13 protein-coding genes are annotated in these 12,211 nt (G+C 54.8%); 7 read left to right on the plus strand and 6 right to left on the minus strand.

Going from position 1 to position 12,211, the window contains the following annotated elements; translation table 11 throughout:
- Positions 1–15 precede the first annotated feature (15 nt).
- Both prfA and prmC read left to right on the plus strand, forming a co-directional pair.
- The gene (gene prfA / locus Q8A57_RS04495; RefSeq protein WP_305169789.1) at positions 16–1,098 is read left to right on the plus strand and encodes a peptide chain release factor 1; all 1,083 of its coding nucleotides are present in this window, start codon (positions 16–18) and stop codon (positions 1,096–1,098) included.
- Between the two features lie 3 nt (positions 1,099–1,101).
- Complete coding sequence (gene prmC / locus Q8A57_RS04500; RefSeq protein WP_305169790.1) at positions 1,102–1,947, plus strand: peptide chain release factor N(5)-glutamine methyltransferase; 846 nt, start codon at positions 1,102–1,104, stop codon at positions 1,945–1,947.
- 4 nt (positions 1,948–1,951) lie between these two features.
- Here prmC and Q8A57_RS04505 read toward each other — a convergent pair whose 3' ends face one another.
- Genes Q8A57_RS04505 through amrB form a run of 3 tightly spaced genes read right to left on the minus strand, consistent with a single transcriptional unit; the run spans position 1,952 to position 3,837 of the window.
- A complete protein-coding gene (locus Q8A57_RS04505; RefSeq protein ID WP_305169791.1) occupies positions 1,952–2,428 on the minus strand; it encodes a flavin reductase family protein in 477 nt (158 codons plus the stop codon).
- A gap of 54 nt (positions 2,429–2,482) precedes the next feature.
- Positions 2,483–3,064: an AmmeMemoRadiSam system protein A gene (amrA, locus tag Q8A57_RS04510; RefSeq protein ID WP_305169792.1), complete on the minus strand. Its 582-nt coding sequence runs from the start codon at positions 3,062–3,064 to the stop codon at positions 2,483–2,485.
- Complete coding sequence (gene amrB / locus Q8A57_RS04515) at positions 3,058–3,837, minus strand: AmmeMemoRadiSam system protein B (RefSeq protein ID WP_305169793.1); 780 nt, start codon at positions 3,835–3,837, stop codon at positions 3,058–3,060. The genes amrA and amrB overlap by 7 nt, the downstream gene beginning before the upstream one ends.
- Before the next feature lie 84 nt (positions 3,838–3,921).
- On the opposite strand from amrB, the gene amrS reads away from it, so the two are divergent.
- From amrS to rhlB, 3 genes are all read left to right on the plus strand, one after another.
- Complete coding sequence (gene amrS / locus Q8A57_RS04520) at positions 3,922–5,016, plus strand: AmmeMemoRadiSam system radical SAM enzyme (RefSeq protein ID WP_305169794.1); 1,095 nt, start codon at positions 3,922–3,924, stop codon at positions 5,014–5,016.
- Between the two features lie 81 nt (positions 5,017–5,097).
- Positions 5,098–5,784, plus strand: coding sequence for an HvfX family Cu-binding RiPP maturation protein (locus tag Q8A57_RS04525; protein ID WP_305169795.1), 687 nt, complete (start codon positions 5,098–5,100; stop codon positions 5,782–5,784).
- Between the two features lie 101 nt (positions 5,785–5,885).
- Positions 5,886–7,199: an ATP-dependent RNA helicase RhlB gene (gene rhlB, locus Q8A57_RS04530; protein WP_305169796.1), complete on the plus strand. Its 1,314-nt coding sequence runs from the start codon at positions 5,886–5,888 to the stop codon at positions 7,197–7,199.
- A gap of 3 nt (positions 7,200–7,202) precedes the next feature.
- Here rhlB and cysZ read toward each other — a convergent pair whose 3' ends face one another.
- Positions 7,203–7,997 (minus strand): sulfate transporter CysZ, encoded by a 795-nt coding sequence (gene cysZ, locus Q8A57_RS04535; protein WP_369427777.1) that lies wholly within the window; start codon positions 7,995–7,997, stop codon positions 7,203–7,205.
- A 62-nt stretch (positions 7,998–8,059) separates the two neighbouring features.
- Between cysZ and Q8A57_RS04540 the strand changes: the two genes are divergently transcribed.
- Positions 8,060–8,809 (plus strand): DUF748 domain-containing protein, encoded by a 750-nt coding sequence (locus tag Q8A57_RS04540; RefSeq protein WP_305169798.1) that lies wholly within the window; start codon positions 8,060–8,062, stop codon positions 8,807–8,809.
- A 125-nt stretch (positions 8,810–8,934) separates the two neighbouring features.
- On the opposite strand, the gene Q8A57_RS04545 is transcribed toward Q8A57_RS04540, so the two are convergent.
- Both Q8A57_RS04545 and Q8A57_RS04550 read right to left on the minus strand, forming a co-directional pair.
- Positions 8,935–9,480, minus strand: a complete 546-nt coding sequence (locus Q8A57_RS04545) for a GGDEF domain-containing protein (RefSeq protein ID WP_305169799.1) — start codon at positions 9,478–9,480, stop codon at positions 8,935–8,937.
- A gap of 21 nt (positions 9,481–9,501) precedes the next feature.
- Positions 9,502–10,332: a hypothetical protein gene (locus Q8A57_RS04550; protein ID WP_305169800.1), complete on the minus strand. Its 831-nt coding sequence runs from the start codon at positions 10,330–10,332 to the stop codon at positions 9,502–9,504.
- A 307-nt stretch (positions 10,333–10,639) separates the two neighbouring features.
- Here Q8A57_RS04550 and rhlE point away from each other — a divergent pair, with 307 nt between their 5' ends.
- Complete coding sequence (gene rhlE, locus Q8A57_RS04555; RefSeq protein ID WP_305169801.1) at positions 10,640–12,178, plus strand: ATP-dependent RNA helicase RhlE; 1,539 nt, start codon at positions 10,640–10,642, stop codon at positions 12,176–12,178.
- Positions 12,179–12,211: the final 33 nt, after the last annotated feature.

The raw sequence follows: 12,211 nt of genomic DNA on the forward strand, positions 1-12,211 counted from the left end.
AGATAAAGAGAGTTAATGAAAGCCTCCATCCTGGAAAAATTACAGCATCTTTCCGACCGCTATGAAGAAGTGAGTGCACTCCTGAGCGATCCCGAGGTGATTGCTCAGCAGAATCGCTTTCGCGATTTATCCCGCGAATATGCGGAGCTTGAGCCTGTGGTTAAAAGCTATGGGGACTATCAGCGGGTTCAGGCCAATATCGATGAAGCCAGCCAATTGCTGAAAGATGCTGATGCTGATATGCGGGAAATGGCTCAGGAAGAGCTTCAGGAGGGGGAGGCGCGTCGCGCTGAGTTGGAAGTCGACCTGCAAAAATTGCTGTTGCCCAAGGACCCCAACGATGAAAAAAACGTATTCCTGGAGATTCGCGCCGGTACCGGTGGCGATGAGGCGGCCATTTTTTCCGGTGACCTGTTTCGTATGTACAGCAGGTATGCCGAAAAACAGCGCTGGCAGGTTGAGGTTATCAGCGAGAGCCCGGGGGAGCACGGTGGCTACAAGGAAATCATTAGCCGCATTGTCGGGCAGGGGGTGTATTCCCTGTTGAAGTTTGAATCCGGTGCGCACCGTGTACAGCGTGTGCCTGATACGGAATCCCAGGGCCGTATTCACACTTCCGCCTGCACGGTGGCCATTATGGCCGAAGCTGATGAGCTGGAAGACGTGGATATCAACAAAAATGACCTGCGTATTGATACCTTCCGGGCATCCGGTGCAGGTGGTCAGCACGTTAACAAGACGGACTCGGCCATCCGTATTACTCATATTCCCTCGGGTATCGTTGTGGAATGTCAGGACGAGCGCTCACAGCACAAGAACAAGTCCAAGGCCATGTCGCTGCTGGCGGCACGATTGAAAAATGCCCAGGAAGAATCGGCGGCCAAGAATATCGCCGATGAGCGCCGTTCACTGGTGGGCAGCGGCGATCGCTCCGAACGTATCCGCACCTACAATTATCCCCAGGGGCGCGTCACCGATCACCGCATCAACCTGACCCTCTACAAGCTCGATGAGATCATGGAGGGTGAGCTCAATGAGGTCATTCAGCCGTTGATTAACGAGTACCAGGCGGAGCAACTTGCCGCCCTGTCCGGGTAGACTGTGGTCGAGACTATTGCCAGCCTGTTACGGCGTAGTGCCGCACTTGCCAGTGTCAGCGACACCCCGCGTCTGGATATCGAAGTACTGCTGGGCCATGTGCTGCAAAAATCCCGTACCTATCTTTTTACCTGGCCGGAGCATGCCCTCAGTGAAGACGAATACCGGTTGTTTGAAGCGCTGTTCGAGAGGCGCCTGCGGGGCGAACCGGTAGCCCACCTGACGGGGAGCCGGGAATTCTGGTCCCTGTCCCTGTCGGTTTCCCCGGCCACGCTGATACCGCGCCCTGATACCGAACTATTGGTAGAAACTGCACTTCAACTGCCATTGCCTGAAAGCGCGAAGGTAATCGATTTGGGCACTGGCACCGGTGCGATTGCATTGGCGCTAGCCTGTGAGCAACCCGCATGGCAGGTAGTTGCCGTTGATGCAGTTGATGCTGCTGTGATACTGGCGGACACAAACCGTCGCCAACTGGGTCTGCTCAATGTGGACATTCGCCAAAGTGACTGGTTTGCCGCTCTAGGAGACCTGCGGTTTGACCTGGTGATCAGTAATCCACCCTACATCGATTCATCAGACCCACACCTGCAACAGGGCGATGTGCGCTTCGAGCCGAAGTCTGCACTGGTGGCTGAGGGGAGAGGGTTGGCGGACCTGGAAACCATTATCCAGCAGGCGCCAGTGCACCTGAATAACGGTGGATGGCTGTTGCTAGAACACGGCTGGCAGCAGGCACAGGCGGTCAGGGAGCTAATGCAGGCAGCGGGGTTTGATCGGGTCGAAACCCGTCAGGATCTCGGCGGGCGGGACCGCGCGACACTGGGCCAGTGGACGGACTCCGCCTGAAAAACTATTTCAGTGTGCGGTATTGGCCGCCGTGGAAAATTAGCGGTTCCAGAGGCTCATTGCTGAACTCCAGTACCCGGCCCACAAGAATGATGTGATCTCCGCCGGGGTGCCGGTGTTCAATTCGGCACTGGAAATGGCAGGGGCAGTCGTCCAGGATGGGCAGTCCATGCAGGCCCGGATGCCAGTTAACATGATCAAACTTGTTCTGCTCGGAACCGGCAAACAGTTGTGAAATAGCCTGTTGGCCGCTGTGCAGAATGTTTACGGCAAAATGATCCGTCTGCTGAAACAGTTCAAACAGCCGAGAGTCACGCCCCACGCACCAGGAGACCATGGCAGGTTCGAGTGAAACAGAAGAGAAACTGTTGGCGGTCATCCCCCTGGGGTTGCCCTGTCCATCCAGGGCCGTAATCACAGTGATGCCGGTGGCAAAGTTACCCATAGCATTGCGCAGCTCGCGCTGAGGGTTATTGGTCATTGTTATTATCCCTTGGGGGTCAGTTGGTGGCTTTGCCACCGATGTCTTTCCGGGTTACTCGCTAAAACTCAGCGTCTGGTAACGCCAGGCGGTGAGTTTTTCAGGTTCAATATTCTGGGGTATCCCGGCTTTTTCTTTCAATTGCGCCAGAAAAGCGGCTTTCCCTGGCAGGCTATTCCACACGCTGGGCAAGAACGTGGCCCGGTAGTGCCCGGACTCGATAATTAACCCATCCTTGCCCGGTGTGAGTTGTTCCAGCAGTGCCTCCTCGCTGTCGAACTCCAGTGCTATGGGAGTGGTCAGCACGGAAATATCGATGTCGATATGGGCTTCCTCATCCAGGGTGAGCCGGGGAAATCTCGGGTCATCCACGGCGGCTGAAGCCGCATTATGCACCGCGTTTTCGACTAGCGGTTGATGTGCTTCGAGTGAGCCTATACAGCCCCGCAGTTTGCCGTCAATTTTCAGGGTGACAAAACAGGCAGCTGTCTGTTGCAGAGCGGGGCTGAAAGCAGTCTTGTCGATGTTCAGGTCCCGGTCAAACAACAGCCTGACGCGGATGCTTTCACGGCACAGGGACAGCAGAGTCTGGCGGTCATCGTAATTCAGCTCAATAAAGGGCATAGCGTTCAACACAGGGCATAGGCGCCATATCCTACCACGCGATCGCGGTCACCTGCGGTGTCCCCCGAGTTGCGAAGATCCAGAGTGGTGATGGCGAGTTGTTTTTCCTTTGCTACGGCCAATAATCCGTTTACGGCTCTGCATCCGCAAGCCTGTTCGCCGTTTAGCGTACCATTTAATGATTCGATCATCGCGCTGGTATGGCGGTCGATTTGTCGGGCCTCACTGTAGGAATGGTAGTGACTGAGATCACTGCTGACTACGACCAGTGTTTCCTCTCCACCCCAGCTGGCGCGCAGGGTGTCGGCCACCAGCTGTGGGTTGGCGTCTCCCACCACCAGTGGCAGCAACAGAAATTCTCCCAAGACACTTTGCAAAAATGGCAGCTGGACTTCCAGGCTGTGTTCCCATTGGTGGGCATCGCTGCGCACGGCGATCAGGCCCTGGCTTTGCAGCTGGTGAATTGACGACCGGTCGACAGTAATGTCACCCAGGGGGGGTTGAAACAGGTCTTCTTCCGGAGCGGCAAGGCCCCGAAAAGCGACCTGGTGAGACGGGCCAAGTAACACCACTCGCCGAATCCGGTCGGCATAGGTCTGCAGCAGCCGGTAGGCGCTGGCGGCAATCGGGCCGGAGTAGATATAGCCTGCGTGGGGAACGATCAATGCCTTCGGGCGCAGAGGGGTGCCCGGTTGGCTATTGAGCATGTCATCTATCTGCCGTTGCAGGGACAGGGGGTTGCCCGGATAGAACGCGCCTGCCACAGCGGGTACACGTGCCAGCATTTTCCTCTCCTCCCAGTCGTTGGGTGACCATAACCTGCTATATATAAGTTATAGAAAATTTTTTTCAGGTTGAGTGTAACTTCGATGGCAACAGGCAAAGAGACCTCTCCGGAAAGTTATCCTACCCGATACTGGCACAAGGTCGACGATGGCCGGGTGCAGTGCGATGTCTGTCCAAGACACTGCCGTCTGCACGAGGGGCAGCGTGGACTTTGCTATGTGCGGGGCAGGGAAGGCGATGAAATCGTGCTTTACACCTATGGTCGCTCCAGTGGCTTCTGTATCGATCCCATTGAAAAAAAGCCACTCAACCATTTCCTGCCCGGTTCGGCGGTACTGTCTTTTGGCACTGCCGGCTGCAATTTGGCCTGCAAGTTCTGCCAGAATTGGGACATGAGCAAATCCCGGGAAATGGACACCCTGGCAGATGCCGCCATGCCGGATCGACTGGCGCAAACCGCTGTGGAAATGGGCTGTCGTAGCATTGCCTTTACCTACAATGATCCGGTTATTTTTATGGAGTACGCCATTGATGTTGCCAGGGCGTGCCGGGAAGTGGGGGTGAAAACCGTGGCAGTCAGTGCCGGGTATATGGACGATGCCCCACGGCGGGAGTTCTTCTCCTACATGGATGCCGCCAATATTGACTTGAAGGCCTTTACCGAGAGTTTTTACCACAAGATCTGCGGTGGGCATTTACAGAATGTTCTCGACACCCTGAAGTACATCGTCCATCACACCGATGTTTGGTTGGAACTGACCACGCTGTTGATCCCCGGTGAGAACGACTCCGATCGGGAGCTGGATGAAATGACTCGCTGGGTGGTGGAGCAACTGGGGCCGAATGTGCCGATGCATTTCACCGCATTTCATCCCGATTGGAAAATGCAGGATATTCCGCCTACCCCATCTGAAACACTGACCCGGGCGAGACAGATTGCCCTGTCCAATGGCGTCAATTATGCCTATACCGGCAACGTGCACGACAAGACCGGCGGCAGTACCTTTTGTCCTTCCTGCCATGAAGTGCTGATCGAGCGGGACTGGTACGAGCTGGGTTACTGGGGGCTTGATACCGGTGGGTGCTGTCGGGCCTGCCAGGCCGTTATTGCCGGTGTGTTTGAGGCTCAGCCGGGCGGCTGGGGATCAAAGCGAGTACCGATTCGTCTGCTGCAGTGAATCTTTTGCGAATTATGGGTCTAACTTTCCAGTTGTGGACCAATTGGTCCACTATCTGTGTTCGTATCACAAGGATTTCCCATGAGTCGTTTTACAGCCTCCTGTCATCGCATTTATATCACTGTCCTCGGAAAGTTAAGCCATGTTGAAGGTCTGGCCCCGTTATTGTTGCGCATATTCCTGGCGCCGATTCTGATTAAGGCCGGGTATGGAAAATTGCAGCTGGGTGATACGTCGGTGGCTTTCCATGAGCGTCTGTTGGCCGACCCGAATGTGGTGTCCTGGTTTGGCAATGCCGACTGGGGCCTGGGGTTGCCGGCGCCAGAAGTGCTGGCCTTTCTGGCGGGCTGGACCGAATTTCTGGGTGGCTGGCTGTTGTTGCTGGGATTGATGACACGCCTGGTGGCAGTGCCGTTGATGATTACCATGGTGGTTGCCGCTGTGACGGCACACTGGGACAACGGCTGGCACGCGCTGCCGGAAACCAAATTGACGGTCCCCTGGGAGTGGCGGGCAGACCTGATTGATGAGGGCTTGGAGCGAAAAAGCCGCGCTGTTGCCATTCTCCAGGAACATGGCAATTACGACTATCTAAGCGCAGCTGGGTCGATAACAGTCCTTAAAAATGGCATCGAGTATTCCGCAACCTATTTCCTGATGTTGCTGACGTTGTTTTTCATGGGCGGTGGGCGCTATACCAGTGTCGATGACTGGCTGCATCGAAGAATTGTCTCGACGGTGTCAGAAAACACACTGACCACCGCTTAGGAGAAAAATGTCAGGTCGGGCGAGAATCCCCCGACCGTGGTATACTGCCGCCCCTTTCAAGCACAAGGCCGCACGCGGCACTTTATCTATTGGCAGTAACTATGAGTGAGCAAAAAAATTCCCCTTCCGGTGATCAGCAATCCAAGCAATCGGGACGTCGGGGTCGTCGACGTCGCGGTGGTCGGAGCAGAAAGCCCGACACTAACTCCAACTGGGATCTTTCCCAGTTTGAGGTGGCACCAGAAGAGGGCAAGCTGCGTTTCCATGACCTGGGTTTGCCTCTGCCTCTGATGCGCGGCATCGCTGATCTCGGCTTTAAATACTGCTCGCCCATTCAGGCCCGTTCATTACCTTTCAGTCTGCGCGCCCACGATGTGGTCGGCAAGGCACAGACCGGTACCGGTAAAACCGCGGCCTTCCTGGTGACCATTATCACGGAGCTGCTCAATCATCCGGTTGTTGAGGATGAGCATTATGCCGGTGAGGCGAGGGCGTTGATCATTGCTCCTACCCGTGAGCTGGTCATGCAAATTGCCGATGATGCGCGTGCGCTGTGTAAACACACTGAACTTCATGTCCACACCCTGGTGGGAGGCATGGATTACGACAAGCAGAAGCGTCACCTGAGTGAGAGTCAATGCGATATCCTGGTGGCGACACCGGGACGTTTGCTGGATTTTGCCAGCAGTCGCGATGTCTACCTGGACCGTGTGGAAATTCTGGTTCTGGATGAAGCGGACCGCATGCTGGATATGGGCTTTATCCCCCAGGTGAGGCGCATCGTGCGTTTAACTCCCTACCGGGAAAATCGCCAGACACTGTTTTTCTCGGCGACTTTTACCCCAGAGGTGATCAGTCTGGCCGATCAGTGGACGGTGGACCCTATCCACGTCGAGATCGAGCCGGAAAATGTTGCTACAGATACGGTTGATCAAAAGGTTTTTATCACCTCTGCCGAAGAAAAATTCCGCCTGCTTTACAACATTATTCGCCAGGACGAAGTAGAGAGCGTAATTGTATTTGCCAACCGTCGTGACCAATGTCGCAGGTTGCAGGAAAAGCTCCAGAACAAGGGGTTTAGCGTAGGCCTGTTGTCGGGGGATGTGCCCCAGAACAAGCGTGTGAGAACTCTGGATGACTTCAAATCCGGAAAACTGAAGGTGCTGGTGGCTACGGATGTGGCTGGCCGGGGTATCCACATTGATGGTATCAGTCATGTGGTGAATTACACCCTGCCGGAGGAGTCGGAAGATTATGTTCACCGCATTGGTCGTACAGGCCGTGCTGGTAAGCTGGGCACCTCCATCAGTTTCGCCTGTGAGGATGATGCCTTCCTGCTGGAGCCCATCCAGAAGTTACTGGGCAGAAAGCTGGACTGTGTGCAGCCCGACGAGGCCCTGCTCGGCAAGTCCTGAAAACTAGTTTGACTGGGGTGCAGGCTTGTCGATGCGCTCCAGCCAGAAACTGCTGGCACCGATCACCGATGCTGGCATCGCAAATAGGTTGAATAGCGGGATAGTGGTGGCAATCAGTACAGAGCCACCAAAGCTGAGCGAAACCAACCGCCTTTTTGCCATTGTCTCCCGCAGATTCCTAAAGTCCATCTGGTGGTTGTCTGCCGGGTAATCCAGGTACTGCAAAGCCAGGGACCAGGCACCCCACAAAAAGGCAATCGCCGGTCCGATCAGATTCACGACCGGTATCAGGGACAGCACAAGCGTCAGTAGTAATACCCCTACAATCCGTGGCAGGAAATATCCCATCTTGATCAGCTCCCGTTGCATGGCCCTGCCCGCTAGTGCCAGCAGCTGCTGCGTCGTCATGGACGTATCGTTTACTCGTCCGCTCAGCACTTCCTCCGCCCGTTCTGCCAGGGGACCATAGAAAGGCGAGGCCAGCAGGTTGCCGACAATAGCAAAGCTGTAGCCATAGACGAGCAATAAAAATGCAGCAAACAAAATCCAGAAGATCCAGGCCAGGAATCTCAGGGCCTCGGGTATTCTCGCCATGAGACTATCGAGCAGTTGCCCGAACTGGGTGACAGCCAGCCAGCTCAGTCCAATAAACAGTAACAGGTTGATCAGCAGCGGGCCGAGCACAAACCAGCGCAGCCTGGGGTGTGTCATCAGTTGTAGTCCCTGCAGTAGGTAGCCGGGTCCGCTGTGAAGGTGGCGAGGCATTGGGTATCCTTGTGATGGTTTGAGCCTGATCATGTTATTGTAAGATTTAAGTGGCAGTATCGACAGGCAGGGAAATCAGAATAAGGAGAATAGTGATGAAAACCCTTCTCAAAATTGTTGCCGGTTTACTGGTGGTGTTGTTGCTGGTGGTGGTATTTGCCATCCTCAACCTGGATAAAGGTATCAAAGCGGCAGTGGAGACGGTCGGGCCGAAACTGACCCAGTCCAGTGTCACCCTTGATGATGTGGAATTATCTCTGGCCACCGGTGAGGGTAGCCTCCACGGATTGCTGGTTGGTAATCCGGCGGGATTCAAAACGCCCAGCGCTTTCTCTCTTGGGGAAATTTTCCTTGCGGTAGATCCGGAATCGCTCACCACAGACACCATTGTGGTGAACAGTATCCGCATTGTGGCACCGGAAATTACCTACGAGTCTGCCAATGGCACCACTAACCTGGCGCAACTGCAGAAAAATGTGGAGCAGGCAACCGGTGCCAGCTCTGGCTCAACTTCCTCTGAAGCGGGCTCCTCTGATGGCGGCGCCGAAAAGAAGATGATTATTCGCGACCTACAGATCAATGCAGGCAAAGTCAGCTACAGCAATCCGTTGCTGGGTGATAAACCCCTGGCATTAACGTTGCCGGATATCCGCCTGACAGGTATAGGTGAAAAATCCAATGGCGCCAGTACTGCAGAGGTGGTGAAGCAGGTGTTGGCCGCCATCAACAAGAGTGCTGCAGGCGCGGTGGCCAATTCCGGGGCCTTGAAAGATGCTGGCAATCAGTTGAAGCAACAGGTCGAGGAAAAGCTTGGCGGCTTTAAAAGCCTGCTGAATAAAGACTAATACCGCTATTGATGCCCATAAGAAAAACAGCCCGGGTCCCCGGGCTGTTTGCATTTTGGGATATGTATTCTACTACCTATGTTCAGAGCTTTTAGAAAGAAGGTCGGCGCAATCCGCCTAGGGGCTTAAAGTGCCTGTGAGGTGATATCCATCGAGGATGGCTGATGAGCGTTTTGCGGGTGACATTTTTTTGCGTGCTTGCGTGTGTACATCCGGGTATCTGCCATGGACACCAGATCGGAAAAACCGGTGATGTTATCGTTTGCGGTGAAGGTGGCATCCCCTACGGAATAGCTGAGATTGTAGGGGCGTTTACCCGCCTTGTTGATGGCGCTGACAATCCGCTCCAGCCGCTTCAGAGCAATCTGGCTATCACCGCTGTTGGATACGACGGCAAATTCATCTCCCCCGACCCTCGCCACCACGTCACTTTTTCGAAAATGTTCCTGCAAGAGAGAGGCGAAGTGTTTCAGCAGGTCAGAGCCAATATCATGTCCCAGCGAGTCATTGATGACTTTTAGGTCATCCAAGTCGAAAAATAACACTGTGACCATTTTGCTCTCGCGCCGGGCTTCGTAGAGCATGTGTTCTCCGAGCATATAAAAACCGCGGCGGTTGTAGATTTTGGTCAGATCATCCACCATCGAAACATTGCGCAAATCCACTTCCATGGTGTTGATTTTCTGGGATAGTCAGATCAGCAAGACAAACAGGCAGCCGGCACTAACCGCGGAGGTAACTGCAGAGGCAAGGGCAGGGGATATACCTTGGCTTTGCGGCAGCCATACAGAGCAGCTAATAATCAGGAAAGGCAGTGAAATCATCAGAGGCAGTGTCACCCGTGAGATTTTGCTGCCTATGCCGATGCCGGCCAGAATGGAAAAGTATCCCTGGTGCATGCGAGTAATCAGTAGGCTAGTTGCCAGTAATACCATGCAGGCGAGAGTTTGTGGGGATGTGAGAATATCCGCATTCTGCTGAAACAGGCTGGTGGCACCAAACAAATAGCCAGCAACCACTGCCAGTACCAAGGTAACCAGCAGAGCGCAGACAAGTTCGCGTACGACCCTGCAGTAAGGGTTATCTCTTCCCTCACAGATGCAGGAAAAACCCAGGATTACAAAAAACACGGCGGTCTGAATGGACATGCGGCCAGGCATGATAGATTCACTGTCGCTGGCGAGCAGTGTTTCCAGAAAAAAAGCTTCTCCAACAGCGTGACCGAGCAGGGCCATGCCGGCGATGGCGATCACTACGGCTCCTAGAACCCGGGCGGCTAGTATGCGAACGGGGTCGGTCTGGTAATAGCTGAGAGCCATGGCGCACACACTGAGTAGAACACAGGCGGCGGTATTGGCTTTCATGAGATTCCAGCCTTCGGGCAGCAGTATTTGCACATTGCTGCTGAGCCAGCCCAGCAGCACAGTCAGAGCGATGAGTGCAGCCAGCCACATCAGCCCAAGCTGTAGCCGTTTTAATCGATCAAGCAGTTTTGGATTTGGGTAGTTGGCGGTCTCTGTCATTCGGTCAATACTGCATCTTTTGCGGTAAAAGGCCGCATATTGTAATAATCGTTTCAGGGTGACATACAACCCCGGTTGTGATCAACGCTTTTATACGCTTCCCGGTTGTGGGCTGGGTCTTAGTATTAGACTTGCTTTGGGTCTACTGTTATAGTCCCCGCCTCATGGTACCCATCGGTCGGTACCAGATGTGTCCCCCGGTTTTTCCTCTTTGGTTCTCCCTCCGACACCCCTTAGCAAAATGTTTCCCGCCTAAGACCGTTTCCCTGCACTGCATGGATAGGCTGGTCCCGGAGTTAAAATTTATATGTTATTTTCTGAACTCGGCCTGTCGGCCGAATTGTTGCGTGCTGTGTCCGAACAGGGCTACAGCCAACCCACCCCCATTCAGGCGCAGGCCATTCCCGTTGTTCTGGAAGGAAAAGACGTGCTCGCCGGTGCCCAGACTGGCACCGGTAAAACAGCCGGTTTTACCCTGCCGTTGTTGCAGCGCCTGAGCGCTCACAAACCTGCTGGCGATCGCCGCCCGGTGCGAGCGCTGGTGTTGACCCCTACCCGTGAGCTGGCAGCTCAGGTGGGTGAGAGTGTAAATACGTATGGCAAGCACCTGCCGATCAAGTCCGGCATTATTTTTGGTGGCGTGAATATCAACCCGCAAATTTCCATGCTGCGTAAAGGCGTTGATATCCTGGTTGCTACCCCTGGCCGTTTGCTGGACCACGTTCAGCAACGTACCCTGGACCTGTCCCAGGTGGAAATCCTAGTGCTGGATGAAGCGGATCGCATGCTCGATATGGGCTTTATTCATGATATTCGCAAGGTGTTGGCCCTGTTGCCCAAGCAACGCCAGAACCTGCTGTTTTCGGCCACGTTTTCCAATGAAATTAAACAGCTGGCCGATGGCCTGCTGAATACGCCCACACTGATTGAGGTGGCTCGCCGCAATACGGCTTCCGAGCGCGTGGAACAGGTAGTTCACCTGGTGGATAAAAACCGCAAGCGCGAGCTGTTGTCTTATCTGATCGGTTCAGGCAACTGGCGTCAGGTGCTGGTTTTTACCCGTACCAAGCACGGTGCCAACAGGTTGGCACAGCAGCTGGAGATGGACGGCCTCACCGCGGCGGCGATTCACGGTAACAAGAGCCAGGGCGCCCGAACCAAGGCACTGGCAGACTTCAAGAAAGGTGCTGTTCGCGTGTTGGTGGCCACGGATATTGCCGCCCGCGGTCTGGATATCGACCAGTTGCCCCACGTTGTGAACTTTGAACTTCCCAATGTTCCTGAGGATTATGTGCACCGCATTGGCCGCACCGGCCGCGCTGGCAATGAAGGCGAAGCCGTCTCGCTGGTATGTGTGGATGAACATAAGCTGTTGCGGGATATTGAGCATTTGCTGAAACGTGATGTGCCCAAAGTGGCAATCAATGGTTTTGAGCCGGATCCGAGTATCAGGGCAGAGCCCATTCAGAACGGTCGCGGCGGTGGCAATGGCCGTCGTACAGGAAATGCTTCTGGTCAGCGCCGCAATGCCAGCTCTCAAAATCGTCGCCCAGGCGCCAACAGAACGGCCCGTCCCGGCGGCAGCCGTGAGGGCGCATCTGGAGAACGTCGCGACAGCCGCCCCGGTGGCAGAGAAGGTAACCGTGCCAGTGGCAATAGGGATAGCCGTCCCAGCGGTAACAGGGATGGTCGTCCAGGTGCGAATCGGGACAGCCGCCCCAGCGGTAATAGAGACAGTCGCCCAAGTGGCAACCGGGATAACCGGTCACAGGGTGCACAGCGACGGGCTGGCGGTCAGAAAGCCCGCAGTAATTCATCCCGCTCCAGTTGGGGCACCATGGCCTAAGCAAAAATGCCCGGACAAATGTCCGGGCATTTT

The sequence above is a fragment of the Porticoccus litoralis genome (assembly GCF_030676955.1).
Taxonomy (GTDB): Bacteria; Pseudomonadota; Gammaproteobacteria; order Pseudomonadales; family Porticoccaceae; genus Porticoccus; species Porticoccus litoralis.